General features: G+C 72.0%; 20 protein-coding genes and 1 pseudogene. 10 read left to right on the forward strand and 11 right to left on the reverse strand.

The genetic code is table 11. The features are described 5' to 3' along the window. The first annotated feature begins 15 nt into the window (after positions 1-15). Positions 16-1,929, forward strand: a complete 1,914-nt coding sequence (locus tag FJ309_01710) for an SLC13 family permease (protein MBM3953334.1) — start codon at positions 16-18, stop codon at positions 1,927-1,929. Here the strand turns inward: FJ309_01710 and FJ309_01715 are convergent. The 3 genes and pseudogenes from FJ309_01715 to cysK all read right to left on the reverse strand — a co-directional run bounded on the left by FJ309_01715 (position 1,866) and on the right by cysK (position 4,978). Beyond that, complete coding sequence (locus tag FJ309_01715; protein ID MBM3953335.1) at positions 1,866-2,756, reverse strand: aminotransferase class V-fold PLP-dependent enzyme; 891 nt, start codon at positions 2,754-2,756, stop codon at positions 1,866-1,868. The genes FJ309_01710 and FJ309_01715 overlap by 64 nt on opposite strands. A gap of 36 nt (positions 2,757-2,792) precedes the next feature. Next, positions 2,793-4,012: pseudogene (locus FJ309_01720) on the reverse strand (cyclic nucleotide-binding domain-containing protein). A gap of 42 nt (positions 4,013-4,054) precedes the next feature. Further along, the gene (gene cysK, locus FJ309_01725; protein ID MBM3953336.1) at positions 4,055-4,978 is read right to left on the reverse strand and encodes a cysteine synthase A; all 924 of its coding nucleotides are present in this window, start codon (positions 4,976-4,978) and stop codon (positions 4,055-4,057) included. 191 nt (positions 4,979-5,169) lie between these two features. On the opposite strand from cysK, the gene FJ309_01730 reads away from it, so the two are divergent. Then, positions 5,170-6,513 (forward strand): sulfatase, encoded by a 1,344-nt coding sequence (locus FJ309_01730; GenBank protein MBM3953337.1) that lies wholly within the window; start codon positions 5,170-5,172, stop codon positions 6,511-6,513. A gap of 45 nt (positions 6,514-6,558) precedes the next feature. Here FJ309_01730 and FJ309_01735 read toward each other — a convergent pair whose 3' ends face one another. Then, complete coding sequence (locus FJ309_01735) at positions 6,559-8,145, reverse strand: sigma-54-dependent Fis family transcriptional regulator (GenBank protein ID MBM3953338.1); 1,587 nt, start codon at positions 8,143-8,145, stop codon at positions 6,559-6,561. A 258-nt stretch (positions 8,146-8,403) separates the two neighbouring features. Between FJ309_01735 and FJ309_01740 the strand changes: the two genes are divergently transcribed. Together FJ309_01740 and FJ309_01745 are read left to right on the forward strand one after the other, a co-directional pair. Beyond that, a complete protein-coding gene (locus tag FJ309_01740; protein ID MBM3953339.1) occupies positions 8,404-8,592 on the forward strand; it encodes a DUF2292 domain-containing protein in 189 nt (62 codons plus the stop codon). A 126-nt stretch (positions 8,593-8,718) separates the two neighbouring features. Continuing rightward, positions 8,719-10,065 (forward strand): hypothetical protein, encoded by a 1,347-nt coding sequence (locus tag FJ309_01745; GenBank protein MBM3953340.1) that lies wholly within the window; start codon positions 8,719-8,721, stop codon positions 10,063-10,065. Between the two features lie 6 nt (positions 10,066-10,071). Here the strand turns inward: FJ309_01745 and FJ309_01750 are convergent, their stop codons facing one another. Both FJ309_01750 and FJ309_01755 read right to left on the reverse strand, forming a co-directional pair. Next, complete coding sequence (locus FJ309_01750; GenBank protein ID MBM3953341.1) at positions 10,072-11,007, reverse strand: hypothetical protein; 936 nt, start codon at positions 11,005-11,007, stop codon at positions 10,072-10,074. Continuing rightward, a complete protein-coding gene (locus FJ309_01755) occupies positions 11,004-12,002 on the reverse strand; it encodes a hypothetical protein (protein MBM3953342.1) in 999 nt (332 codons plus the stop codon). The genes FJ309_01750 and FJ309_01755 overlap by 4 nt, the downstream gene beginning before the upstream one ends. A 135-nt stretch (positions 12,003-12,137) precedes the next feature. Between FJ309_01755 and FJ309_01760 the strand changes: the two genes are divergently transcribed. From FJ309_01760 to purQ, 3 genes are read left to right on the forward strand one after another with little or no spacing between them, the layout of a single operon-like run. Further along, complete coding sequence (locus tag FJ309_01760) at positions 12,138-12,986, forward strand: prephenate dehydrogenase (protein ID MBM3953343.1); 849 nt, start codon at positions 12,138-12,140, stop codon at positions 12,984-12,986. Beyond that, on the forward strand, positions 12,970-15,900 hold the full coding sequence (purL, locus tag FJ309_01765) for a phosphoribosylformylglycinamidine synthase subunit PurL (protein ID MBM3953344.1): 2,931 nt from the start codon (positions 12,970-12,972) through the stop codon (positions 15,898-15,900). Before FJ309_01760 ends, purL begins: the two co-directional genes overlap by 17 nt. A 26-nt stretch (positions 15,901-15,926) precedes the next feature. Then, positions 15,927-16,697 carry a phosphoribosylformylglycinamidine synthase I gene (purQ, locus tag FJ309_01770; protein MBM3953345.1) on the forward strand — a complete coding sequence of 257 codons (771 nt, stop codon included), beginning with the start codon at positions 15,927-15,929 and terminating at the stop codon, positions 16,695-16,697. Between the two features lie 6 nt (positions 16,698-16,703). Here the strand turns inward: purQ and FJ309_01775 are convergent, their stop codons facing one another. Both FJ309_01775 and FJ309_01780 read right to left on the reverse strand, forming a co-directional pair. Next, complete coding sequence (locus FJ309_01775) at positions 16,704-16,913, reverse strand: hypothetical protein (GenBank protein ID MBM3953346.1); 210 nt, start codon at positions 16,911-16,913, stop codon at positions 16,704-16,706. 56 nt (positions 16,914-16,969) lie between these two features. Beyond that, complete coding sequence (locus FJ309_01780) at positions 16,970-17,986, reverse strand: SPFH domain-containing protein (protein ID MBM3953347.1); 1,017 nt, start codon at positions 17,984-17,986, stop codon at positions 16,970-16,972. 176 nt (positions 17,987-18,162) lie between these two features. Between FJ309_01780 and FJ309_01785 the strand changes: the two genes are divergently transcribed. Further along, positions 18,163-19,020 carry a hypothetical protein gene (locus tag FJ309_01785; GenBank protein ID MBM3953348.1) on the forward strand — a complete coding sequence of 286 codons (858 nt, stop codon included), beginning with the start codon at positions 18,163-18,165 and terminating at the stop codon, positions 19,018-19,020. Positions 19,021-19,190: 170 nt separating this feature from the next. Continuing rightward, the gene (locus FJ309_01790) at positions 19,191-20,567 is read left to right on the forward strand and encodes a hypothetical protein (GenBank protein ID MBM3953349.1); all 1,377 of its coding nucleotides are present in this window, start codon (positions 19,191-19,193) and stop codon (positions 20,565-20,567) included. Between the two features lie 47 nt (positions 20,568-20,614). Here the strand turns inward: FJ309_01790 and FJ309_01795 are convergent, their stop codons facing one another. The 3 genes from FJ309_01795 to FJ309_01805 form a co-directional block, all read right to left on the reverse strand. Then, complete coding sequence (locus FJ309_01795) at positions 20,615-21,163, reverse strand: VWA domain-containing protein (protein ID MBM3953350.1); 549 nt, start codon at positions 21,161-21,163, stop codon at positions 20,615-20,617. Positions 21,164-21,264: 101 nt separating this feature from the next. Beyond that, positions 21,265-22,257 (reverse strand): NADPH:quinone reductase, encoded by a 993-nt coding sequence (locus FJ309_01800; protein MBM3953351.1) that lies wholly within the window; start codon positions 22,255-22,257, stop codon positions 21,265-21,267. Then, positions 22,254-22,688: a hypothetical protein gene (locus tag FJ309_01805; GenBank protein MBM3953352.1), complete on the reverse strand. Its 435-nt coding sequence runs from the start codon at positions 22,686-22,688 to the stop codon at positions 22,254-22,256. The genes FJ309_01800 and FJ309_01805 overlap by 4 nt, the downstream gene beginning before the upstream one ends. A gap of 1,255 nt (positions 22,689-23,943) precedes the next feature. On the opposite strand from FJ309_01805, the gene FJ309_01810 reads away from it, so the two are divergent. Beyond that, positions 23,944-25,290 (forward strand): sigma-70 family RNA polymerase sigma factor, encoded by a 1,347-nt coding sequence (locus FJ309_01810; protein MBM3953353.1) that lies wholly within the window; start codon positions 23,944-23,946, stop codon positions 25,288-25,290. Positions 25,291-25,297 lie beyond the last annotated feature (7 nt).

Below are 25,297 nucleotides of genomic sequence, written 5' to 3' on the forward strand. Positions count from 1 at the left end.
AGCGGGCACACGACCGTGGATTGGCAAAGCCTCCTCACCGCGGTGGTCGTCGTCGTCACGCTGGTGCTGCTGTCGTCGGCGCAGCGCGCCCCCGACATGGCGATGATCGGCGGCGTGGTGGTGCTCCTCGCCGCCGGGGTCCTGACCCCCGACGAGGCCCTCAAGGGGATGGCCAACGAGGGAATGATCACCGTCGCGGCGCTGTTCGTGGTGGCCGCGGCGGTCGAGCGGACCGGCGCCCTGGCGCTGGTCGTCGACCGGGTGCTCGGCAGGCCGAAGTCGCTCGAAGCGGCGCAGTTCCGCACGATGGCCGGGCCGGCGCTGGTGTCGGCGTTGATGAACAACACCCCCGTCGTCGCCCTGATGGTGCCGGCGATCCGTACATGGGCCGCCAAGCACCGGCTCAGTGTGTCGAAGCTGCTGATGCCGATGAACGCCGCGGTCGTCCTCGGCGGCCTGTGCACGCTGATCGGCACGAGCACCAACGTCGTCGTCAGCGGCCTGCTCAAGGCCAAGACCGGGGAGCCGATGGGGATGTTCGACATCTCCTGGCTCGGCGTGCCGCTGCTGGCGGTGGGATTCGTCTACCTGCTCGTCGCCAGCCGGCACCTCCTCGTCGACCGGCGCCCGGCGATCAGCGAGACCGACGACCCGCGTCAGTATTCGGTCGAGATGGAGGTCGATCCCGCCAGCGCGCTGGTGGGGCGGACGATCGAGGAGGCGGGGCTCCGCGGCCTCGACGGGCTGTTCCTCATGGAGATCGACCGGGCCGGCCACGTGCTCGCCGCGGTCGCCCCGAGCGAACGCCTCGAGGCCGGCGACCGGCTGGTGTTCGTCGGCGTGATCGACAGCGTCGTCGAGTTGCAGAAGATCCGCGGCCTGCGCCCCGCCACCGACCAGGTGTTCCAGCTCGACGGGCCACGCAGCGAGCGCGTACTGGTGGAGGCGGTCGTCTCGCCGGCCTGCCCGGCAGTCGGCCTGTCGATCCGCGACGGCCGCTTCCGCACCGCCTACGACGCGGTGGTGATCGCCGTGGCCCGCAACGGCGAGCGCCTCCAGGGGAAGCTCGGCGACATCGTCCTCGAGCCGGGCGACACGCTCCTCCTCGAGGCGAGCCCCGGTTTCATCGAGCGCAACCGATCGCGCCGCCACTTCTACCTCGTCAGCGAGATCGCCGGTGCCCAGCCCCCACGGCACGACCGGGCCTGGATCGCCGGCGCGGTCCTGGTGGCGATGGTCGCCGCCGCCGCCAGCGATCGGGTGCCGATGGTCGCCGCGGCCCTCGTCGCCGCCGGCGTGGTGATCGCCACGCGCTGCATATCGGCCGGCGAGGCGCGGCGGGCGATCGAGTGGGAGTCGCTGCTGCTGATCGCCGCCAGCTTCGGCCTCGCCAGGGCGCTGGAGAAGACCGGCCTGGCCGGGATGCTGGCTCAGGCCACGATCTCGGCCGCCGGGTCGAACCCCTCCGCCGTGCTGGCGGCCGTCTACCTGGTGGCGATGCTGTTCACCGAACTGATGAGCAACAACGCCGCGGCGGTGCTCGTGTTCCCGATCGCCTGGCAGGCAGCGGCGGACCTCGGCGTCAATCCGCTGCCGTTCGTGATAGCGATCACGGTCGCCGCCAGCTGCGGCTTCGCGACGCCGATGGGCTACCAGACCAACCTCATGATCTACGGCCCGGGCGGCTACCGGTTTTCCGACTACCTGCGCTTCGGCGGCCCGCTCAACCTGCTGGTGATGGCCGTCACGGTGGCACTGGCACCGCTGATCTGGCCGTACGGTGCCCGGGCGACCGCACCCGCCGCCACCACGCCCCGGCCGGCGGCCGCGCTCGCTCCCGCTCCGCCCCCCGGCGAGCCGGGCGCTCAGCCGGCAGCGATCCCGGCGACGACGTCGGCGAGCCGGTCGATCTCGGCGACGGTGTTGTAGAACGCCAGCGACGGGCGCACGGTCGCCTCGAGACCGAAGTGCCGCAGCGACGGCTGGGCGCAGTGGTGGCCGGCCCGGACGGCGATGCCGGCGCGGTCGAGCCGCTGCCCGATCGCGACCGGGTCGTGGCCGGCGAGCACGAACGACAGCACGCCGACCTTGTCCCGCGCCGTCCCCACCAGGCGCAGTTTGTCGATCGCCTCGAGACGCCGGGTGGCATGGTGGAGCAGCGCGTAGTCGGTAACGTAGAACCGCGCGAGGGCGTCGATCACCGCCTGCGGCTTGTGCGTGGTGGCGGCGTTGTCGAACCAGGCGAGCGGGTGCCCGTGGATCCGCTCCTGGAGGATCGGGAAATCGAGACGCACGCGATCGACGTCGAAGCCCGCCGCCGCGGCGGTCGCCGGCACGCCCGCTGCCGACTGGAGCCCGGCGCCCTGCCACGCCGGTAGCGGGGCGGACTGCCGGTGGTCGAGGCCGCGGACCTGGCTCACGAACCGCCGCAGCCCCGTCCAGTCGGTGGTGCCCCGCTGCACGGAATGATGATGAGTCGCCGGCGCGGCCTCTCGCGGCTGTTGGGGGAGCCCATGGGGCTGGAGGAGCCCGCTGGGGAGGGTCATCCCGGTCGGCAGGGGGACGTCGACCTGCTGGCCTGCGGCCGAGGGAATCATCGGGGCAGGCACCGGCGCCGTGGGGGGGGCCGTCGGCGGCGCCATCCCCCCGACGGCGGCTGCCGCGATGGCGTCGCGCGCCAGCCGCGCGGCGGCGGCGCCGATCTCCTCGGCGGCGGTCCCCGACCTGTTGGTCCCGATCACGTCGGACATGCTCATGCTGTTGTTTCCGGTTCGCTGGTCCCGCCTCGGCCGTCAGATCCCCGACCCTTCGGCCTGCGCTCCGCGCGTGATCGCCCGGTCGTCGTGGTAATAGCCCACCTCGGCGTTCTCGAGCTTGTCGCAGGGTACCAGCGGCACGCCGCGCCACATGATCACCGGCGAGCCGTGGATCGTCGTCGTCACCGGCGGCACGCCGCGGCGCGTGCACTCGCGCTCGAAGGCGGCGATCGCCTTGGGGTGGGCGAGGAAGAAGGCGGGCTTCTTCCAGACCAGCGACAGCAACTCGTCGAGGTCGTCGGGGGTCGGGGCGCCGTAGCGCGTGCTGACGCGCATCGCCGGGTCGACCGAGTGGAGCAGCCCGAACTTCTGGTTGTTGATCAGTTCCCACTCCTGGCGCTCCTTGATCCCCTCGATGGTGAGGCGGATCTGCTCCTCGAGCTGGTCGTAGGGGCCGTTGTAGAGGTCGGAGACGCGCGTGTGGACGCGGACCACGGTCTGGATCGCGGCCAGGGCGTATTCGCGCGGATTGGCGGCGTAGTCGACGAAGGTCTCGGGAATCTCGACGTTCTCGGCGAAGCCCGAGACGAGGTCGATGTTGCGCTCGCCGTAGCGGTTGACGCTCGACCGCAGGGCGAGGTGCTCGTCGACCGCCTGCCGGAACGAGTCGCGCTGGGCGGGAAGATTGTCGAGCACCGCGTCGAGATCCTGGCGCGAGAGCGTGAGCAGCACGCAGGGGGTGATCGTCCGCACGGTGATCCCCGACGGCTTGTCGCTCACCAGATCGACCTCGCCGAAAAACTCCCCCTCGGCGAGCAGGGCGGCGCGGAGATCGCGGCCGTGGACCCCCTTGGAGAGGATCTCGACCTGCCCCTGGGCGATCACGAAGAACGTGCTGCGATCCTGCCCCTCGATGAGCAAGTCGCTGCCCAGCGGCACCTCTTCGGTGCGGAAGCGCTGCTGCATCTGTTCGAGCAGCGTCTCGGGAAACCGGGAAAACAGCGGGACGCTGCGCAATTCACCGGAATTGAAGGCGAGGCCGCCATCGGCCGGCACGATCTCGATCCGCTCCGCCTTGGAGAGCTCGACCTTCGTCCGGTTGACACGTACACGCCCCCTTCGACCTGCACCCAGGGGAGCAGGTGGAGCAGATGCCGCGGGGTGATCGACATCATCATCGGCCGCGTCTTGGTCGTAGTGGCCAAGTTGCGGGCGACGGCGGTGGTCACGCTGCGCTGGAGAAGGCTGTCGGACATGGCAGACGGGCTCCGAGGGGAATCGTGGGCGGGGTGGCGGGCTCAGGCTTCGTAGATGCCGGTCGAGAGGTAGCGTTCACCAGAATCGGGAAGGACGACGACGATCGTCTTGCCGGCCGACTCCGGCCGGGCCGCGACGCGCAGCGCCGCGTGCATCGCCGCACCGCAGGAGATGCCGCAGAGGATCCCTTCCTCCTTGGCGATCCGTCGGGCGAGCGCGACGGCCTCGTCGTTGGTCACCTGGAGGATCTCGTCGACGAGGCTGCGGTCGAGGACGTCGGGCACGAAGCCGGCGCCGATCCCCTGGATCTTGTGGGGGCCGGGGGAGCCGCCGGAGAGCACCGGGCTGGCAGCCGGTTCGACGGCGACGGTGTGGAGGCGCTGGCCCTGGGCCTGCTTGAAGAACCGGGACACGCCCGTGATCGTGCCGCCGGTGCCGACGCCCGCGACGAACACGTCGACCCGCCCCTCGGTGTCGTTCCAGATCTCGGGGCCGGTGGTACGGAAGTGGATCTCGGGGTTGGCGGGATTCTTGAACTGCTGCGGCATGAAATAGCGCGGGTCGCGGGCCATCTCCTCGGCCCGGGCCACGGCTCCGCGCATCCCCTCGCCGGCCGGCGTGAGGACGATCTCCGCTCCGAGCCCGCGGAGCAACTGGCGGCGCTCGACCGACATCGACTCGGGCATCAGGAGCGTGAGCGGGCAGCCCTTGGCGGCGCAGACGAACGCCAGGGCGATGCCGGTATTGCCACTGGTCGGTTCGACGACATGCTGGCCGGGCGCGAGCTTGCCGCTCCGCTCGGCGTCCTCGATCATCGCCGCGCCGATCCGGCACTTGACGCTGAAGGCTGGATTGCGCCTCTCGATCTTGGCCAGCAGCCGGACGTCGAGGCCGCTGGCAAGGCGATTGATCCGCACCAGCGGAGTCCGCCCGATCGTCTCGACGTTATCCGGGAAAACAGGCACGGGCACCTCCAGCGCCGCGGGGGAGCGGGTCGGGCGTGCCTCCAAGTCGACAGGTCAGCGACGCGGAAAACGGATTGTCGGCGGGCGATGGTGGCACCCGCAGGCGGGGCCGCCGGTTGACGAACACCCGCAAGGTCCGCGTACCTTAGCGAGGTTCCCAGGAATTGAGAAGTCTCCGCCGGAGGTCGATCATGCGCGTCGCGGCGTTGCTCGTGCTGTCGCTGGTGAGTTGTCTGTGGGTTTCCCGGCCGGGCAGCGCGGCACCGCCGAACGTGCTGGTGATCTACGCCGATGACCTCGGCTGGGGTGAGCTCGGCTGCCAGGGGAACCGCGAGATCCCCACGCCGCACATCGATTCGCTGGCCCGCGACGGCGTCCGCTGCACGCAGGGCTACGTCGCCGCCACCTACTGCAGCCCATCGCGCGCCGGCCTGCTCACGGGCCGCTACCCGACGCGCTTCGGCCACGAGTTCAACGCCGTGGCCCAGCAGACCGGCCTGCACCTCGACGAGACGACGCTCGCCACGCGTCTCAAGTCGCTCGGCTATGCCACGATGTGCATCGGCAAGTGGCACCTCGGCGGCAAACCGCCCTACCTACCGACGGCGCGGGGCTTCGACCAGTTCTACGGCACGCTGGGCAACACGCCGTTCTTCCATCCCAAGCAGTTCATCGATTCGCGCCGCTCGACGGAGGTCGTGCCGGTCGACGATCCCGCCTTCTACACGACCGAGGCCTACGCCCAGCGCGCCGTCGAATGGCTGAAGGACCGCACGGGGGAGCCGTGGTTCCTCTACCTCCCGTTCAACGCCCAGCACGCCCCCCTCGAGGCGCCGCAAAAGTATCTCGACCGGTTCGCCACGATCCCCGAGGGGAAGCGACGGACGTTCGCGGCGATGATGTTGGCGATGGACGACGCCGTCGGCAGCGTCCTGGAGACGGTGCGGGCCCTCGGCCAGGAGGAGAACACGCTGGTCTGGTTCATCGCCGACAACGGCGGCCCGACCGCCGGGACGACGTCGGGCAACGGCCCGCTCCGCGGCTTCAAGATGACGACGTTCGAAGGGGGCCCGCGCGTGCCGTTCCTCGTAAAGTGGAAGGGGACGCTGCCGGCGGGCAAGGCCTACGACCTGCCGGTGATGAACCTCGACGTCGTCCCCACCGTGCTCGCCGCCGCCGGCAAGCCCGTCGACGCGGCAGCGCATCTCGACGGCGTCGACATCCTCCCCTACCTCTCTGGCCGTCAGACCGGCCGCCCCCACGACTCGATGTACTGGCGCTGCGGCGAGCAGTGGGCCGTGCGCAAGGGCGACTGGAAGCTCGTGGTCTCGAAGGGGGGCAGCGGCAAGCCCGAGCTCTACGACCTGTCGAGCGACGTCGGCGAACAGCGCGATCGGGCGGCCGCCGAGCCGGCGCGGGTCGCCGAGCTCCAAAAGCTCTACGACGTCTGGAACGCCGAGCAGGCGCCGCCGTCGGCGCGCGACAAACCTGCCGATCAGAAAAAGAAGCGAGCGGCCGCGGCACCGGCAGCATGACGAGCGCCGCCGCCGGGATCGCACCGCCGGCCGGCGCGGCCGCAGTCAGTCCCGAAACCGCCCCGGCTCGACCCCCAGCTTCCGCATCCGCGCGCGGAGCGTGTGGGGATTGATCTGGAGCAGGGCCGCCGCGCCGCGCGGTCCCTCGATCCGCCCGCGCGTCGCTGTCAAAGCCCGCTCGACATGGCGGCGCATCGTCACGGCCAAGGGGACGATGTCGGCCAACGCCGGCGCCGGCTCGACGGCGGCCGCCAGCGGCGTACTTTCGGGCACGACCTCGAACAACGTCGGATCGGTGGCCGGCACCGGCGGCGGCGGACGCCGCCCCAGGCCGAGCGCCGCCGCCACGTCGAGCCCGCGCCCGCCGCCGAGGATCGCCGCCCGATCGATCACCGCCCCCAGTTCGCGGATGTTGCCCGGCCAGTCGTATTCGCCGAGCAGCAGGAGGTCGGCGCTGGTCGGCTCGACCTCGGGAAGGCCGAACCGCACCGCCGCCCGGTGGGCGAAATGACGGACCAGCGCCGGGATGTCCTCGCGGCGCTCGCGGAGGGTGGGAAGGAGGATCGGGAACACGTTCACGCGGTACCAGAGATCCTCGCGGAACGAGCGCTCGGTGACCATCGCGGCCAGGTCGCGGTGGGTGGCGGCGACGATCCGCACGTCGACCCGCACCGGTGCCTTGCCACCGACGCGCTCGATCTGGTGGTCCTGGAGCACGCGGAGGAGGCGGACCTGCGCCGGCAGGGGGAGCTCACCGATCTCGTCGAGAAACAGCGTGCCGCGGTCGGCGCGCTCGAACCATCCCTGGTGCTGGTCGGCGGCGCCGGTGAAGCTCCCCTTCTCGTGCCCGAAGAGCTGCGAATCGACGAGCTCCGGTGGGATCGCGCCGCAGTTGACGCGGATGAACGGCCCGTCGGCACGTTTCGAGCGGGTGTGGATCGCGCGGGCGACCACCTCCTTGCCGGTGCCGGTCTCGCCGAGGATCAGCACCGGCACGTCGGAGCGCGCGACCAGCTCGACCCGCTCCATCACGTGCCGCAGCCCGGTGCGGGCGCCGACGACATCCTCGGCGATCTCCTGCCGGCCGAGCCGCGACAGGAGCGAGCGCCGATCGGCCTCGGCCGCCTGCCGCAGCGACCGCAGCTCGTGGAGCCGGGCGTCGTTTTCGAGTGTCACCGCGAACGGCTCGAGGAGCCGGGCGACGAGCGCCCGGTCGGCGGCGGAAAATGCTTCGCCCGATGCCGGCTCGAACACGACGGCGCCGAGCGGGCCATCGACACCGCACAGCGCCCCTGCCAGGCCACCGCGCGGATGGCCGACCGCCGCCACGAGCGCGGCGACCGCGGCGTCGTCGGTCGTGGCCACCGCGCCGCTCCGTACCCAGGCGACGAGCCTCCGCCACTGCGCCGCAGCGAGCGGCGTGGCCGGGGAGGCCGGCTGGGGGGCACCCGACGGACCGGCGCTCGCCACGACCTCCACGCGCTGCCCATCGGCGACGATGCGCACCACGTGGATGCCCGCCACAGGAAACGCGGCCGAGAGCACATCGGCAATCGCGTCGACCGCGACAGCAATCTCGAGGTGCCGGCCGGTCTCGCGCCACACCGCGGCGAGGGGGTCGGTTTCGGTCATGGCGGCTGCGTGTCGGATCATGGGAACAAGTTTTCCGTCACATCCCAAGGTCGTCCGTGATATTTGGTCGGACGACAACCGTGACATGTTCAGGAAAACCGCCGCTCGGCCCCGACCACGATGGTTCCCCGTCACACTGGGAAAGACAAACCGGCACCCACGTCACGGAGGGGCGTGCCTGGCGTTCGGATCGGGTCCCGGCACGGCACTTGCCATACCAAAGGAGTCAGCAGTCCTTCCAATCGTGAGGAAGCCGCCATGCCGGACGGACCCGACTCCCCACGGCCGATCGAAACGCAGTCCTCCGCGCAGCCGGCGACTGACGCCGTCCTGAGACGGATCGGCGACGCCCTGCGCGGGCTCCGCTTCGGGTCGGTGTTGGCGATCGTGCAAGACCGCGTCGTCGTCCAGATCGAACGAACCGAGAAAACGCGCTTTCCTCGCTGATGTCGCCGCCGTGCCGCGACCGCCACCGGTCGGTGGCCCAGCCCACTTTCCCCCCACCCTGCCCCCGGCGTAGGCTGTCGTGTTGGCCAGCCGACGACGGCCGGCCGGCGGGGCAGCCGGGGGCGCATGAGCGACGTTCTCTTCCATTATTACCGCGTCAACCCGACGACCTGGTTTTACCTGTCGTCGCTGCTGACAGTCGCGCTGTTCTTCAAGTTCAGCCGCGTGTTCAGCATCCGCAACGTCGACCTGGCGGCCCTGATCCTCCTCGCTCCGGGCCTGCTCGCCCGCGAATACGGTGAATTCCGCGACAGCGACGCCACCCGCCAGCTCGGCTACGTCTGGATCTTCGCCGTGTCGGCGTTCCTGATGGTGCGGATGCTCCTCGACACCCTGATGGAGCGCCGGCCGCTGCTGGAGTCGAACCTCTCGCCCGGTGGCCTGGTGTTCCTCGGCGGGTCGCTGCTGGTGTTCCTCCTGGCCAACGTCGTCGTCACCCCACCGGCCCAGGAGGACCTCGCGGCCGCCGAGGCGGCGACCCGGATCGAGGCCCGTGAGCCGGGGCTCGACGCCGATCAGCTCACCCGGCTCGGGCCGGGCTACCCGCTGCTGTTCCTGCTCCCGCAGATCTCGACGCAGTCGCTGTTTTCGCCCGACGGGGCCGCGGCGGGTGCCCCGCCCGCGGCCCGGCAGGAAGTCCACGCCCTCACCGCGCGGATCATGGCGATCCTCTCGCAGGTGGCGATCGTCGTCGGGATGGTGGTCGTCGGCTGGCGCCACTTCGACAACGTCCGGCTCGGCGTCGCCGCGGCGGTGCTCTACCTGCTCCTCCCCTCGACCGCGCTGTTCACCGGCCGCGTCGATCACGCGCTGCCCGGGGCGCTGATCATCCTTGCCATCGCCGCCTACCGCTGGCCGATGCTCGCCGGGGCGCTGATCGGCCTGGCGATCGGCACGATCTATTACCCGCTGTTCCTCCTTCCGCTGTGGTGCAGCTTCTACTGGGAGCGCGGGATCGGGCGGTTCGTCGTCGGCGTGGCGGCGTCGCTGGCGGCGCTGGTCGCGGGGTTGTGGTTCACCGCCCCCGACGCGACGGTGTTCCTCGATCAGCTCCGGCAGATGTTCGGGTGGATCTTTCCCAATGCCGTGTCGCTCACCGGGTTCTGGGGCCTGCCCGGCAACGACGCCGTGTTCCGACTCCCGGTGCTGGCGGCGTTCGTGGCGATGATGGCGACGCTGGCGATCTGGCCGCCGCGCAAGAACTTGGGGACGCTCCTCAGCTGCACCGCCGCCGTTCTCCTCGGCAGCCAGTTCTGGAAGGCCCACGACGGCGGCCTGTTCATGGCGTGGTTCCTGCCGCCGCTGTTGCTCACCGTGTTTCGGCCGAACCTCGAAAACCGGGTCGCCCTCAACGTCCTCGAGGACGAATGGTTCCCGCGGATCCGTCGGGCAGCCGACCCGATCGCCGCCTGACACCCTTCAGTCGCGGCGCAGGTCGAGATCCGGCGGGGCGTCGCGGGTCGCCAGCCAGCCGCGCCAGGCGTCGACGTTCCACTCGAAGTTGACGCCGGTGATTTCGACGAGCGCTTCGAGGACTTTGTCGTTGCGGACGCGGACCTTGCCGCGCTTCGGCCCGCCGCCGAGCGACAGCCCGCCCCCCGACGGCGTGAACGTGGCGCTCGTCTGCCCCTCGCGGCCGCCGCCGCTGACGACGACGTGCTCGGTCTCGAGCACGCCGATCAGGGCGCCGACGGCGCCCGTGGCCCGTAGCCGGCCGAGGACCTCGGCAGCGCGGTTGATCCGGGCGTTGTCGGGCCCGGCCAGCGCCGCCACGAACAGCGGCACCACGGGGCGCGGCCCGAGGGCGGCGAGCCGCTCGACGGCGCCGATCCGCGTCTCGGGATCGGGGTGATCAAGCGCGATCGCCGCCAACGCCGCCAACACGTCCGGGCCCGGGAGCCGGGAGAGGGTTTCGATCTCGAGGAGGCGGACGCGGAGGACCGGCTCCTTGCCGATCGCCGCCACCAGCGCCGGCAGGGCGAGCGGATCGGCGATCCCACGGAGCTCCTCGGTGGCGCGTGGGGCGGTGGCGGGATCGTCGAGCTGGCCGCGGAGGCGCTCGAGCTTCCCCACCCACTGTCTCCGTGCCACGTCGTCGCGCTGCTCGCGCTCGATGAGGTCGATCTCCTGCCGCGTCCGCCACGCCCCGCGGTAGCGTGTCAGGCCGCGCTTGGTCATCGCCTCCTGCTGGGTGACGCGCTGCGGCTCGTCGTCGCCCGGGCTCGGCTCGTCGGCCGAAGCCAGGGCGGCAACGGCGGCGAGCGCCAGCGCCGAAAGCCACACGCTGTTGGCCACGCCCCGTCGCATCCCCCTGCCCTCCCCGTGCCCACCTGGCGATCCATCTTCCCCGTTCATCGGATCACGCCCTGGATGATCCGCACGTAACCCATGAAGAACCGGATCACGATCGCACCCACGACGACCGCCGTGGCGGCCCAGATCCCCCAAGCCACCCCCTGGGCGGCCGCCTCGAGCGCCCGCCGGGCCTCGTCGTCGAACTCACCCGCGTGGCGCTCGAGGACCTCGGGGACGCTGCCGGTCAGTTCGCCGACGCCGACGGCCGAGAGGATCCGCGGCGGGATCCGGCCGCTGGCCGCCAGGGCCTCGGCGAGCGTCGCACCCGACCGGAGCCGGTCCTCGAGGACATCGCCGGGGATCGCCAGGCCGGGGGCGACGGCGCCGGCGAGCTTCACGAGCCTGCCGGCGTCGAGCCCGGCCGCGCCCGCCAGCGCTGCCGCCCGGCACCAGGCTGCCGCCTCTGCCAGCCGGGCGGCCCGTCCAACCAGCGGCACGCGCTCGAGCACCGCGCGGACGATCCCGCGCCGCCGCCACGCCGCCACGAGCCACCACCATCCCAGGACCGCCGCCACCGCGACGCCGGCGAGGATCCCGAGGTACACCTGCAGTCCGTGGAAACCCTTGAGGCCGAGGCCGAGCAGGTCGCCGCCGAGGAAGATGAACCATCCCACGACGGCCGCCGCGAGGAGCAGCTGGAGGGCCGGGCGGATCAGCGCGCGGAAGAGCTCGCGGCGCGTGCGCTCGGCGTGGTCGAGGACATTGGCGACATCGCGGAGCGCCTCGGCCTCGTGGCCGGTGTGGTCGCCGACGGCGGCCATCCCGAGCACCAGCGGAGGAAAGGTCGCCCCCGCCCGGGCGAACGCTGCGGCGAGGCCGTCGCCGGCGTCGAGGCCCGCTTTCACCGCCTCGAGCGCTCCCCGCCACCGCACCGGTGCCCGCTGCGTCTCCCCCTCCCACGCTCGGCGGATACCGATCCCGGCCGCCAGCGCGATCGATACGCGCCGGAGGAGACCGGAAAGGATCCGCGTCGGCATCGGTCGGGTGAAGCGCATCGACCACCTCGCTGTCCACCGCTCCGACCCTAACACAGCCGTCCCGCTTCTGATACAACGCTCCCCTGTGCCGCTCTGGAAGGCACGTCCCTCCCGCCCCGTTCGCCCCGCACTGTCCGGCCCGAATTGCGAGCCATGAAGCCGCACTGGTCCTCCGTCGCGATCGTCGGCGTGGGACTGATCGGAGGATCGGTCGGCCAGGCCCTGCTCGGCCGCCGTCTGGCCGGGCGCGTGATCGGGATCGGGCGCGATCCGGCATCACTGGCGGAGGCCAAGCGCTGCGGGGCGGTGACCGAGACGACGACCGACCTGGCGGCCGTCGCCGGCGCAGATTTCGTGCTCGTCGCCACCGGGGTCGCGGCGATCCCGGCGCTGCTCGAGCGGATCGATGACGCCGTCCGACCCGGGACGGCGATCACCGATGCCGGCAGCACCAAGGGGCGGATCGTCGCCGGCTGGGAACGGCACCGGCGCCGGCGCCGGGGCCGGTTCGTCGGCGGCCATCCGCTGGCGGGAAGCCACCGGCGCGGGCCGACCGCCGCCGACGCCGATCTGTTCACGGGACGGGTCGCCGTGGTGACCCCCGCGCCGGCCACGCCGGCCGACGACGTCGAGGCGGTGGCGGGATTCTGGTCGGCGCTCGGCGCGACTGTATACGTGATGCCGCCGCGCGAACACGACCGGATCCTCGCCGCGACCAGCCACGCGCCGCATGCCGTCGCGGCGGCCGTGGCAGCGGCCACCCCGGCGGCGGCGCGACGGTTCACGGCCGGGGGATGGCGCGACACGACGCGGATCGCCGCCGGCGACCCGGCGCTGTGGGCCGACATCCTCCTCGACAACGCCGCCGAGGTGCAGCGTGCGCTCGCACGCGTGCTCCGCCGGGCGGCGCGGCTGCAGGAAGCGATCGAGCGCCGCGACCGCCGCGCCGTCGAGACCCTGCTCACCCGGGCAAAGGAGGCCCGCGATGCTGTGGGAAGTTGAGGTCGAGGGGGACGATCCCGCCGCCGACCGCGCCGCCCGGGCCCTGGTGGCCGCGGCAGACGGGCTGGGGATTCCCGGGATCGACGCGGCCCGGACCGCCACTGGCTGGCTCGTCGAGACCGACCTGCCCCGGGCCGACGTCGAACGGATCGCGCGGCAGCTGCTCACCGATCCGATCGTCGAGCGCTGCACCGTGCGTGCCGTCGACGGCAGCGAAGGCACGGCGCCCGCAGGCCTGCCGACGGTGGTCCGCGTCCTGCCGCGCTCAGGCGTCACCGACCCGGCCGGCGACAGCGCCCGGGCGGCGATCCTGCTGCTCGGCAGCCCGGTCACGGCGGTCCGCAGCACGCGTATCGTGCGGCTTCCGGCGATCGACGCCGCCGTGGCGCGGGGCCTGGCCTGGAAGACGATCGCCAGCGAGGCGATCCACGACGTCGTCGTCGGTCCACTGGCGCTCGAGACGCTCGCCGGTGGCCGGACGTGGCGGTTCGCCAGCGCCGAGATCATGCTCGAGGGACGCACGGAGGCCGACCTCGAGGCACTGTCTCGTGAGCGCTGCCTGGCGCTGTCGGTCGCCGAGTTGGCGGCGATCCGCGACCACTACCGGTCGCTCGGCCGCACGCCGCTCGAGATCGAGCTGGAGACGATCGCCCAGACCTGGAGCGAGCACTGCTGCCACAAAACGCTCACCGCCGGCTATGACCACTCCGGCCCCGACGGCGTGCGGCGCTACGACAACCTCCTCAAGGAGACGGTCTTCGCCGCGACGCGGCGGATCCGCGAGGCACTCGGCGCGCGCGACTGGTGCGTGAGCGTGTTCCGGGACAATTCCGGCGTCGTCCGCTTCGACGGCGACCACGACATCTGCGTCAAGGTCGAGACACACAACCACCCATCGGCGATCGAGCCCTACGGCGGCGCCGCCACCGGCCTCGGCGGCGTGATCCGCGACGTCCTCGGCACGGGCCTGGGAGCGCGGCCGATCGCCAACCTCGACGTGTTCTGCGTCGGGCCCCCCGACACACCGGCGGCCGACCTGCCCGCCGGCGTGATCCCGCCGCGCCGACTGCTCTCCGGCGTCGTCGCCGGCGTCCGCGACTACGGCAACCGGATGGGGATCCCGACGATCGCCGGCGCGGTCGCATTCGATCCCGGCTACCTCGGCAACCCGCTGGTGTTCTGCGGCACGATCGGGATCATGCCGCGCGGCACCGCGACGCAGGCGGCCGTCGAGGCCGGGGATCTGGTCGTGGTCGCCGGCGGCCGGACCGGCCGCGACGGCATCCACGGGGCGACGTTCTCGAGCGTCGAACTGTCGAGCACGAGCGAGAGCCAGTCGGGGGGCGCCGTGCAGATCGGCCACGCGATCAACGAGAAGATACTCGCCGACTTCGTCCTCGAGGCCGCGGCCGAGCGGCTGTTCCACGCGATCACCGATTGCGGTGCCGGCGGCCTGTCGAGCGCCGTCGGCGAGATGGGGGCGACGCTCGGTGCCGACGTCGATCTCGAGCGCGTGCCGCTGAAGTACGCCGGCCTGTCGGCCACCGAGGTGTGGATCTCCGAAGCCCAGGAGCGGATGGTCCTCGCCGTGCCCCCCGCCGCGTGGGAGCGCCTCGCCGCGGTCGCGGCCGACGAGGGGGTCGAGGCGACGGTGATCGGCCGGTTCACCGGCAGCGGCCGGCTCGTGCTCCGTTGGGAAGGGCAGGTCGCGGGCGAACTGGATTGCCACTTCCTCCACGAGGGACGGCCGCGGCTGCGGCTGGAGTCGCGGACCCGCGCCACGGCCGCCGCGCCGCTGGTCTGGTCGCCGGGCGCCGTCGACCTCGGGATCGGCGGCGGCCTGCCGCTGCTCCTGGCCGCACCGGACGTGGCCAGCAAGGAATCGATCATCCGCCAGTACGACCACGAGGTGCAGGGGGGGAGCGTCGTCAAGCCGCTCCTCGGCCCCGGGGAGGGGCCGGCCGACGGCACCGTGATCCGCGGCGTCCTCGGCCGTGAGCGCGGGATCGTGATCGGCATCGGGCTGCGCCACCGGCTCGGTGACCTCGATCCATACCGGATGGCCGCCGGGTCGATCGTCGAGGCGGTCGCCAACGCCGTCGCCGTCGGCGCCGACCCGGCGCGGCTGGCGCTGCTCGACAACTTCTGCTGGGGCGACTGCCGCCGGCCGGAGCCGCTCGGGGCGCTCGTCGAGGCGTGCCGCGCCTGCCACGACGTGGCGCTGGCGCTGGAGGCGCCGTTCGTGAGCGGCAAGGACAGTCTCAACAACGTCTTTGCCTGGACCTCCCCCGACGGCACCCGTCGTGAGCGCTCGATCCCCCACACGCTGCTGATCACGGCACTCGGACAGGTCGAGGACGTGCGCCGCGTGGTCACGCCCGACTTCAAGCACGCCGGAGACCGGATCGCGCTGGTCGGCACCTCGGGCGACGACCTCGCCGGGAGCCAGCTGGCGGCGGCGGGGCTGGTGGCCGGCGGCACGGCGCCCGCCGTCGACGCCCCGGCCTGCCGGCGCGTGTTCGAAGCTGTGGCCCGGGCGATCCGCGCGGGGCTCGTCGCCGCCTGCCACGACTGCGCCGACGGCGGCATGGCGGTGGCGGTCGCCGAGATGGCGATCGGTGGCGGGCTGGGGGCCGAGATCGACCTCGCCGCCGTGGACTGGAGCGGTGCGGCCGACCATGGCCCCGCGCTCGACCTGGCGGTGGCGTTCGCCGAGTCGCCGGGCCGGTTCGTCGTCGCCGTCCCCGCCAGCGCGGCGGACGCGTTCACCGCGGCGCTCGGCGCCATCGGGATGGCGTGGATCGGCACCGTGACGGCGGCGCCGGAGGTCACCTTCCGCTCCCGCACCGGCGCCCCCGCCGTGACGATCCCCCTCGACCACCTCGACCGCGCCTGGCGGACGAGATCGGAGTGAACTTCTCCCTGGATCCGGCAGCCACCATGCTCTCCCCCCGCGTCGTCGTCCTCCGCGCCCCCGGCACCAACTGCGACCGCGAGACGCTCCACGCCTTCGAGCGCGCAGGCGCCTTCGGCCGCCGTGTCCACGTCCGTGCCCTCGCCCGGCGCCCTGCCCTTCTCGACGACGTCCAGATCGTCTGCATCCCTGGGGGTTTCTCCTACGGCGACGACATCGCCAGCGGCCGGATCTTCGCCCTCGAGATCCGCGCCCGGCTCGGCGACGCCCTGCGCCGGTTCCGTGACCGCGGCGGGCTCGTGCTCGGGATCTGCAACGGCTTCCAGGTCCTCCTCCAGACGGGGCTGCTCCTCGCCGATCCCGACGGCCGTCCGCTGGCAACGCTCGCCCACAACGCGTCGGGGCGGTTCGTCGACCGCTGGGTGCGGCTGCGGCTCGATCCCGGCCCGTGCCGGTTCCTCCACGGCGTCGCGGCGGAGTTCGACCTGCCGGTGGCCCACGGCGAGGGGCGGTTCGTGACGCGGTCGCCGGCCGAGCTCGATAGGCTCGCGGCCGCCGGCCAGCTCGTCCTCCGTTACGCCGCCGACGACCACGGCGCGACGACCAACCCCAACGGCTCGGCGGCCGACGTCGCCGGGGTCTGCGACGAGACCGGGCGGGTATTCGGGATGATGCCCCACCCGGAGCGGTTCGTCGACGCCACGCAGCACCCCTCCTGGACCGGCCGGCTCGACCCGGCGGCGGCCGGCGCCGGGCTGGCACTCTTCGCCGCCGCCGTCCGCGCCGTCTCCGCGTGAGTCGAATCAGCCCGCGCCGTCGCGTTTCCGGGGCGGCCTCGGCGCGCGCGGAGTCGACTCTTCGCCACTGCGCCACCTGCCGCCGTCGGCGAGCGCACGGCGAAGGAGGAACTCGATCTGGCCGTTGAGGCTGCGGAGGTCGTCATCGGCCCAGCGGCGCAGGGCCGCCAGCACCGCCGGATCGATCCGCAGCAGGAACGCGTCGCGCTGGGCCACCACCACACTCCTCCCCGGTGCGCCGGCCGGGCCACCGGGCGCGCCCGGAACGACCGTCAGGAATAGATCGTGCCGGTGTTCACGACCGGCTGGGCGTGGCGGTCGCTGCAGAGGACGACCAGCAGGTTGCTCACCATCGCCGCCTTGCGCTCGTCGTCGAGCTGCACGACACCGTCGCGCTCGAGGTGCGTGAGGGCCATCTGCACCATCCCCACCGCCCCGTCGACGATCTTGGCACGGGCCGCCACGACCGCGGCCGCCTGCTGGCGCTGGAGCATCGCGGCCGCGATCTCCGGCGCGTAGGCGAGGTGGCTGATGCGGGCCTCGATCACCTCGACGCCGGCGCGCTCGAGACGCTCCTGGATGTCGGCGCGCAGCTGCCGGCAGATCTCGTCAGTGCTGCCGCGCAGGCTCGTCTCGTGGTCCTCGCTGTCGTAGGGATAGCGCGTCGCCAGCGAGCGCAGCGCCGCCTCGCTTTGGACGGCGACGAAGTCCTCGTAGTCCTGGACCTCGAAACTCGCTTCAGCGGTGTCCACGACACGCCAGACGACGACGGCCGAGATCTCGACCGGATTGCCGTTCCTGTCGTTGACCTTCGAGGGACGGCCGTGGGTCCGCCCCTGCTGCTCGACGACCTTGCCCGCCGCGTCCTTGACCTCGGGGGTCCGCGACGAGCCGGTCTCGAAGTTGCGGATCCGGAGGCTGATCGCCTTCTTGGTGTAGAAGGGATTGACCCACCAGAAGCCCGAACGCCGCGCCGTGCCCTTGTAGTCGCCGAACAACGAGAACACCCGGGCCTCGTTGGGGGCGATCGCGACGAGGCCGAACAGGCAGACGAAACTCACCACCGGCACGAGGATCGCAGCCGAGGCAGCAAGCAGCGGAATCATCCCGCCCCACGAGAACGGAGTCCCCGCCAAAGCACGGCCGAGGAGCGCCACCAACGGAATCGGCACGACGATCCCGGCCACCAGACCGACCAGCGCCGTCCAACCGGACCACGGCTGGAGAGGCCGCTCGACGAACGCGGGCCGCGGCGGGAATCCGGGCGGGGAAACGGCAGGAACGGACATCGTTGGGTCCTCCGCAAGACGACAGGCTCAACCGCCGAACGATACCGTAATGATATCACATCGAAATCTGCCGTCAACCGCCCGGGCCGCCACCGGCCGGCGTTGCCTCCCCAGCCGTCCGTCCCTACCCTGCCTCCCCTCCGTCTGTCGTTGACCGCCCCGCCCGAGCGCCGCCGATGCGTCGCCTCGCCATTCTCGGTCCGCTCGTCGCCGTCGCCGCCGGCTGCGCGCACCTCGCCGCGCCGGCGCCCACCGATCCGGTCGCCCCCGGTCCGCCGCGCGGCGGGGGCGCCCGGCCGCGGACGCTCGCCTGCGAGATGTTCTTGCTGCGCGCCGCGGAAGGGGACGACCTCCGTGGTGACGGGCTGTGGCAGTTCGTCGACGAGCAGGTGTTTCCCGAACCGCTGCGGCGGCGTCTGGCCAGCCACGGCCTCCGCGCCGGCGTGGTCTCCGATCCGCCACCGGAGTGCCTCGCCGGCCGTCTCGCCCCCGCGACCACCGAGCCGGCGCCCCCTGCCGATCCGTCGCGGGTCCACAGCGTGCTACGGCTGCTGCCGGGGCAGGAAAGCGAGTTGGTGGCCGTCGCCGGCCCGCGCCGGCTGGTGATCCTCGAGCACGATGACGACGGCATCGGCGGTGGCACCTACGAAGACGCCAGCGCCGTCGTCACGCTCGTCGCTCACCCCGGTGCCGACGGGAGAACCCGCCTGGTGCTCACCCCGACGGTCAAGCATGGCGCGATCGAACGCTCATGGGAGGGCACGGACGGGGCTTTCCGGCTCGCCACCGGACAGCGGCGCCGCGGGTTCGACGGCCTGCGGATGGAAATCGAACTCGCCGACCATGAAGCGCTCGTCGTCGCCGGCGCCGGAGCCCCCGCCGCGACGGTCGGCGACGCCTTTTTCCGCGACGAGAGCGGCGCCACCGCAGTTCACCGGCTGCTCGTGATCCGTCCGCTCGCCCGGGCGCTCGATCCGCGATTCGCCGCCGCCGGCACCGGCTCCGGGGACCTGGAGAGCCTGCGTCGCCGTTGACGGGGAGCCGTCCGGGGGACTGCGGGAACGGGGCAAGGCAAGGCCGGGGCCGGGAGCCGCTGCGACCTGACCCAGCCGGATGTGCCGATCACCACCGGCATATGGTGGCAACGAGCACTCCCGATACCGATGCTTCCCGCCGCGCGGCGCGGCGATCGCGGTCGCTGACCGTGTTCGCCGCCGCCCTCGTCGCCGGCGCGGCGGTGGCCCTCGGCGTGAACCGGCTCCTCGAACTGCATCTCGAGCGCCAGCGGCCGCAGGTGGAACGCGAGGCGATCTTCGTCGCCCTCCGCTCGCTTCCCGGCGGTTCAGCGGTGACCGTGTGGGACGTGGCGCTCAAGCCCTGGCCTCGGGCGATGGTGCCGGCGACGGCGATCCGGTCGATCGAGTCGTACGACGGCCTCACCACCCGCCAGCCGCTCCGCGAAGGACTTCCCCTCCTCGCCTCGCAGTTGTCGTTCGACCCCGAGGCGGCCAAGCGGACACCCGCTCCCACCGCGACCGTCACCGGCAACCACGGCTCCGCAGGGGGCGACCTCTGGCTCCCCGGAGAAACCTCGGCCGGTGCCGAGCCGGTGGCCCGCGTACCGCAGGCGCCGGCGCCGGTCGCCCCGGCCGCCACGATCCCCGAGCCGACACTTCCCGATCCTGTGCCGGTGATCGCGCGCCAGGTGCCTTCCCGTGAGGAGCCTGCGGCAGTGCCCGCGCGTCCTGGCGTGGAAGCCCGGCAACCGACGGCGGCCATTTCAGCCGATCCGGGTTTCGTGCCGGTCGCGGTCTCGGCCGACGTCGATCCACCGGTGGGTGCCGCGGTGCCCACCGCAGGCCCGGCGGCACCGACCGCATCGGTCGCCACCGTACCGACCACCGCCGACGGTGGCGAAGATCGCGTGGCCCGGCCGACCTCCTCCGCGGTGCTCACACCGCTGCTTCCGGCAAACTGGTCTCCCAGCCCGGCAGGCACGATCGTCGTCCCGCATCGACTGGCCCTCCGCGGTGGGGGCGACACCGCCGCCGCCGTGGCCGCTGCCGTGGGAGCCGCGGACCGCGCTCGAAGCGTGACCGATCTCGCTTCCCTGACGGCCGGTACGCCGGCAGAGAATCGGGTGGTCGACACGCCCGTCGTAGCCGAGCCCGGCGACGTCGATCCACCCGTGACGTCCATCGAGGAGCCCATCGCTCATCCAGTCCTCGATCCAGTCGTCGACGATCCGGTCTCCGCTCCGGCGGCTGTGGTGACGAGCGAATCCCCGGCGGCACCCCGGAAGCGCGTCGTCGCACGGCTCAAGCCATCGGCTCCGCTGTCACCCGCCCCGGTGACTGCTTCGGACGCGACGCCACCGACCAAAAAGGTGGTCGTCGCCCAGTTGAAGCCTTCAACACGCCGGCCGACGGCCGCCGGGACGACGCCCGAGGAAGCCGCAGCACTCCCGCGGCCTCTGCCCCCGACGACGACGCGGTCGCGCTCCCCGTCCGCCGCTCGCCCGAAGCCGCCGGCGGCGAGCCATGGATTCCGGCTGCCGTCGATCTTCGATTGGGGGCGGTGACCATGGCGCCGGCGCCCGCCGCGCCGGCCCGCGACCGCCCGTGAGCGTCACTCCGCCGCCTCCGGCAGCGCGAACGGATCGAGCGTCCGGTGTTCCCCCCCGGTGCGCTCGCAGAGCGCCGCGAGGCGGGGCGACGGCGGGGCACCGTCGGCGGCGAAGCGGATCACGAACAGCCGGGCGCCACCCGCGAGCCGCTCGAGTCGGCCGAGATCGGCAGCCGCGAGGTCGTCGCCGTCCTCCCCGTCGGTGAGCAGGAAGACGACGTCGGGGCGGAGGCGGAACGCGGCAGCCAACGGTTCGGCGTGGCGTGTGCCCCCGTCGGCGCGGACCGCACCGATGAAGCGCCGCGCCTCGGCACGGTTCGCCTCGGTGGCGAATACCGCCCGCCCCTCGCGCCCCGCGGGGGCGAAGACGTGGAGCCGATGGTTGTAAAAAATAACGTGGAACTGCTCCCCGTCGCCGAGCCGCGCGAGACTCGAGAGCAACTCCCTTTTGGCAGCCGCGAGCGGCCGGCCCGCCATGCTCGCCGACCGGTCGAAGACGTACACGAAGCGCCGGCCGCGCGCCGCCAGCCCGAACAGCGACGTCTCCGCCATCCCGGGGGAGTCCGGCGGCGCGGAAGTGCCGGCACCGCCGAGGGCCGCGACCGTCCCGGCCGCCGCGAGCCACCGACGCCTCGACCGACGCTGCGGGGGGCTCATGGTTCGATCACGATCTTTCCCGTGAGCACCCCCTGGCGCCCGATCGTCGCCGCCTCCTGCAGCGCGTGGGCTTCGGCGGTCGCCTCGAGGGGGAGAACGCGGTCGATCGGCGCGCGGAGCCGGCCGGCGGCGAGCCATCGCGCGATGTCGAGGCCGGCCGCGTACTGCACGGTGCTCGCGGCATTGAACATCGCGAAACCGACCGCGCGGCAGCCCTTGACGTAAAACGGCCCCAACGGAAACAGCGGGCGTGCCTCGCGCCCCGCCATCAACACCAGCCTCCCCCCGGGAGCGAGCAGATCGACGGCTCGCGCCAGATCGGGCTCACGCTGTGTTTCCCACCAGACATCGACGCCACCGGGGGCCGCGGCCCGGATCCGCGCGTCGGCATCGGCAGCTCGGTAGTCGACGACCTCGTCGGCACCGAGGCCGCGTACCAGGTCACGTTTGGCCAACGCACCTGCCGTGGCGATCACCCGCGCTCCGAGGATCTTCGCCACCTGGACCACCGTCGAACCGACGCCCCCCGACGCGCCGTTGACCAGCAGCGTCTCGCCGACACGCAGCGCCGCATGGGTGACCAGTCCGAGATGCGCGGTGATCCCGACGAGGGCCACGGCCGCGGCCTCCCGGTCGGGGACACCGTCGGGTGTGGGAACGAGCCAGCGTGCGTCGACCGCCGCCCATTCCGAGAAGGTGCCCTGCCGCCCGAGCAGCCCCTGGTTGGAGCCCCAGACCCGCATCCCCGGATGCAGGCCGGCGACGTCGTCGGCCACCGCCACCACCTCGCCTGCCAGATCGCAGCCGACGACGAACGGCGACGGCAGCGGCATCGCCACCGCGCCGCTGCGGACGTAGGTATCGATCGGGTTGACCGCGCAGGCGCGCACGCGGACCAGCGCCTGCCCCGGCCCGACGACCGGGTCGGGCAACGCCCCGCAGCGGATCACCTCCGGTGGACCGGTGCGTTCGATGAACGCGGCTCTCACCGTGCGGCCCCCGTCCTGCCTTCCGCCGCCCGACGGAGGACCACCGCCAACAGCCCCGTCAGCGCCAAGGCGAGCGCCGCCGCGGCGGCATAACGGAAGCGGCGGCGCCATGCCGCGTTGACCGCCTCGGCGTTGCGGTAGGCCAGCTCCTCAGGGGTCAGCGGCGGCGCGATCGGGCGATGGCGCAGTTCAATCGCCCAGTTGCCGTAGGCGTTGACGTACGACATGGCCTGCATCTGCCGCTCGATGTCGTGGACGTCGACGGTGGGAGGAGGTGTCTGCGCGCGGAACACCTGCGCCAGCAGGCCACTCGTGGCCGCCAGCAGCAGCCCCACGAGGATCGCCGTATGGCCGGCCGTCCAATGCGACGAACGCTTCGTCACGACCGGCACCGCGTCGCGCAGCTTGCCGAGATCACGCAGTTTCGGCACCGGGACGGAGCCCCCACAGCCAGGGCAGGGTGCTTCGCCTCCCGCATCGGCAGGGGTCACGGCGATCTCACGGCCACAACCGCAAGGCAGGAGGTAGGTCTTCATCGGCGCGTTTCCGGGCTCGGAAGGTGTCGGGACATCACCGTCGCCACGCAGCGCAGGGCCACCGGGCATGGTCGGGTCGAGGCCGCTGAACGAACCGTTCCCCGGAAGCCGTCCAACGCGACCGCGACGTTGGTCGCCGACGGGGCACGACAATCGCGGCGAGCGCTTTTTTTTACCACCGGCGGCCTCCGGATGACGAAAATCCGTGCTCCGCCGGGAAAAAAAGTTGGCTTTCCGATGGTGGCAGCGACATAATGTGGAGTCCGCCGCACATCCGCCCCAGAGCCACGAAGCATCATGCTGGCCGGGGCGCGCACGCGTGCGAAAGCGGTTCGCGGTTGCGATCCTCGTCGGGGGCGATGGTCACCAAGCCAGGCCTTCCGACCATGGCTGGAGACGAGCGGCGGATTCTGCGACGGCGCGGCTGCGGCAGTGGCTGTCGCGCCCATCGCCCGGATCGGCTCGGTCCTTCCCGCGTGGGCTACCGTCCGGACTCCATCGTTTCCTGTTCGGTTCATAAGGGGGGATCGGATCGCCGTGGTGAACGTGGCTTGGTGGACTGAACTGGTGGACTGGCCTGGTGGACTGGCCTGGTGGACTGGGCAAGACGAGCCGATCATCCGCTCCCGGCACGGTGCCGGCGGAAGGGTCGGAACGTGACTGGACTCACGGGCGCCTTGAATCACACTGTTCGCCATCCGAATCATGGTGCGACGTCCACAGCCGGGGCGGAGACGAGCGACCGCGATCGAGCATGAGGAGTGATCGAGGCAAGCGGCGCTGCCTTCGCGGGCGCGTCGTGGTGATCAAGTGATCGATTGGCAATGACCGGCCACGCCCGGGGGCACTCCGCGCTCCCGATGCTGGCCGCACCTGTGGAACCCCAGGAGCCCTCATCTTGTACGACTCGCTGCTGGACGAACTCGAGGACGACGTCGTCTCCAATCCGCAGGAGGTCGAGGACCTCACCGTGAAGGTCGTCGATGCCGAGGAGGCCGACGCCGACCTGCTCGCCGACGACGAGGCCCCGGTCCTCACCGACGGGGAGTTGGAGGCCGAGACGGAAAACGACGCCGACACCGACACCGTCGGGGACGGCGAGGAATTGCTCGTCGAGCAGGGGGAGAACTGGTCGGACGATCCGGTCCGCATGTACCTCACGCAGATGGGCGAGATTCCGCTGCTCACCCGGGCCCAGGAAATCCACCTCGCGCGGCAGATCGAGACGACCCGGGCGGCGTTCCGCGCCAAGCTGCTGGAGTGCGAGTATGTCTGCCGGCACGCCTACAAGGTGCTGGCGCGCGTCCACCGTGGCGAGCTGCCGTTCGACCGGACCGTCCAGGTCAGCGTCACCGACCGGCTGGAGAAGGATCAGATCCTCGGACGTCTGCCCCACAACCTCCGCACGCTCGAGGTGCTTCTGCGCCAGAACAAGGCCGACTACCGCATCGCCCTGTCGAAGAAGCGGCGGATGGCGGAACGGCGCGAGGCCTGGGCACGGCTCGGGCGGCGCCGGCGGCGCTGCGTGCGCCTCGTCGAAGAGCTCGGCCTGCGGACGCAGCGGATCGAGGCGATGATCCCGGCCCTCGAGGACTTCGTCCGTCAGCTACGCGACCTGCGCGGCAAGATCGAGGCCCACAAGCGGTCGAAGCAGCCGCCGACGGGCCGCGAGAAGCTCGTCGAGGAGTACCGAGCGATCCTCAAGGCCTGCCAGGAGACCCCGGCGAGCCTCAAGCGGCGCGTCGACGAGATCCGCGTCATCTACATGCGGTACCAGAAGGCAAAGCGCGGCCTGTCGGAGGGCAACCTCCGGCTCGTGGTGTCGATCGCGAAGAAGTACCGCAACCGCGGCCTGTCGTTCCTCGACCTCATCCAGGAGGGGAATGCCGGGCTGATGCGGGCGGTCGACAAGTTCGAGTACCGCCGCGGGTTCAAGTTCTGCACCTACGCGACGTGGTGGATCCGCCAGGCGATCACCCGGGCCGTCGCCGACCAGAGCCGGACGATCCGCATCCCGGTTCACATGGTCGAGACGATGTCGCGGGTGCGCAACGTTGCCCGGCAGCTGCTCCAGGAGTACGGCCGCGAGCCGACGATCGAGGAGATCGCGGCCCGCGCCGGAACGCCGCTGGAGGAAACCCGGCGGGTGACCGCGATGAGCCGCTACCCGATCAGCCTCGATCGCCCCGTCGGCAACAGCGAGGACAGCCATTTCGGCGATCTGCTCCCCGACAGCGGCGCCGAGAACCCGGCTGTCGGTGCCGCCCAGGAGATGCTCCGCAACCGGATCGCCAAGGTCCTCAAGAGCCTCTCCTACCGGGAGCGCGAGATCATCAAGCTCCGCTACGGCCTCGGCGACGGCTACAGCTACACGCTCGAGGAGGTGGGGCACATCTTCAAGGTGACGCGCGAGCGGATCCGGCAGATCGAGGCCAAGGCGGTCCGCAAGCTGCAAGCCCCGGCCCGCAGCGAGGAGCTCGCCGGGTTTCTCGACTGAGGCCCGG

Source organism: Planctomycetota bacterium (assembly GCA_016872555.1).
In the GTDB taxonomy this organism is placed as follows: domain Bacteria; phylum Planctomycetota; class Planctomycetia; order Pirellulales; family UBA1268; genus F1-20-MAGs016.

What these genes read in the sequence shown, in the direction of transcription:
- FJ309_01715 (MBM3953335.1), bottom strand. Translation starts at nt 2,756, where the DNA reads ATGAGCATGTCCGACGTGATCGGGACCAACAGGTCGGGGACCGCCGCC.
- FJ309_01730 (MBM3953337.1), top strand. Translation starts at nt 5,170, where the DNA reads ATGCGCGTCGCGGCGTTGCTCGTGCTGTCGCTGGTGAGTTGTCTGTGG.
- FJ309_01735 (MBM3953338.1), bottom strand. Translation starts at nt 8,145, where the DNA reads ATGACCGAAACCGACCCCCTCGCCGCGGTGTGGCGCGAGACCGGCCGG.
- FJ309_01740 (MBM3953339.1), top strand. Translation starts at nt 8,404, where the DNA reads ATGCCGGACGGACCCGACTCCCCACGGCCGATCGAAACGCAGTCCTCC.
- FJ309_01745 (MBM3953340.1), top strand. Translation starts at nt 8,719, where the DNA reads ATGAGCGACGTTCTCTTCCATTATTACCGCGTCAACCCGACGACCTGG.
- FJ309_01750 (MBM3953341.1), bottom strand. Translation starts at nt 11,007, where the DNA reads ATGAACGGGGAAGATGGATCGCCAGGTGGGCACGGGGAGGGCAGGGGG.
- FJ309_01755 (MBM3953342.1), bottom strand. Translation starts at nt 12,002, where the DNA reads ATGCGCTTCACCCGACCGATGCCGACGCGGATCCTTTCCGGTCTCCTC.
- FJ309_01760 (MBM3953343.1), top strand. Translation starts at nt 12,138, where the DNA reads ATGAAGCCGCACTGGTCCTCCGTCGCGATCGTCGGCGTGGGACTGATC.
- purL (MBM3953344.1), top strand. Translation starts at nt 12,970, where the DNA reads ATGCTGTGGGAAGTTGAGGTCGAGGGGGACGATCCCGCCGCCGACCGC.
- purQ (MBM3953345.1), top strand. Translation starts at nt 15,927, where the DNA reads ATGCTCTCCCCCCGCGTCGTCGTCCTCCGCGCCCCCGGCACCAACTGC.
- FJ309_01780 (MBM3953347.1), bottom strand. Translation starts at nt 17,986, where the DNA reads ATGTCCGTTCCTGCCGTTTCCCCGCCCGGATTCCCGCCGCGGCCCGCG.
- FJ309_01785 (MBM3953348.1), top strand. Translation starts at nt 18,163, where the DNA reads ATGCGTCGCCTCGCCATTCTCGGTCCGCTCGTCGCCGTCGCCGCCGGC.
- FJ309_01795 (MBM3953350.1), bottom strand. Translation starts at nt 21,163, where the DNA reads ATGGCGGAGACGTCGCTGTTCGGGCTGGCGGCGCGCGGCCGGCGCTTC.
- FJ309_01810 (MBM3953353.1), top strand. Translation starts at nt 23,944, where the DNA reads ATGTACCTCACGCAGATGGGCGAGATTCCGCTGCTCACCCGGGCCCAG.